General features: G+C 41.4%; 1 pseudogene. It reads right to left on the reverse strand.

The features are described from left to right. Positions 1-576, reverse strand: a pseudogene (locus GO495_RS31910) (DUF6443 domain-containing protein); the annotation flags it as partial. Positions 577-590: the final 14 nt, after the last annotated feature.

Below are 590 nucleotides of genomic sequence, written 5' to 3' on the forward strand. Positions count from 1 at the left end.
GGCGTTCTCAACTGCACTCGCTGCTGTTTCCATTGTGGCCACATACAGGGCTGTATCGGTTTGAGTGCCTAATACCATCCGCACATTGCCCAAATGATCTTTTACAAAGTAATCATAGACATAACCGACTGGCTGGCTGGTTTTATAGACCGGCCGTATCCGTCCTTCCTCATGGCTAATATATTGTAGGGTATCCTGCTCGTATACCAAATCATTGACATAATGAGTCGTTGTTACTTTAACAGGAGTAACGCTGGTGTCTACGACAATCTTTGTGACCTTTTCACCAGTGCCTTTGTACTGGTAATAGATCTGTCCCTTTCCGTGAACATAGATGATGGATGCCAAATTGAGGTGATTGTAAAAAATAGAATCTATGTTCTTATTCTTATCCATTGACACGTTACCAGAGAAATCATACCAGTAATCCTGTGTTTCATTGTTATTTATTTCCTTAAAGTCTCCCAGTTTAGATGTTGGATCATTGCGTTTGTCAGTAACGAAACTGAGCCTGTTACTGGTTGCATTATATCCATATTTTAAACTGTCAATCGCCTGAGGAACAGGCCCGTTCATCCCTATCTGTTTCA

Source organism: Chitinophaga oryziterrae, assembly GCF_009758125.1.
Lineage (GTDB): Bacteria > Bacteroidota > Bacteroidia > Chitinophagales > Chitinophagaceae > Chitinophaga > Chitinophaga oryziterrae.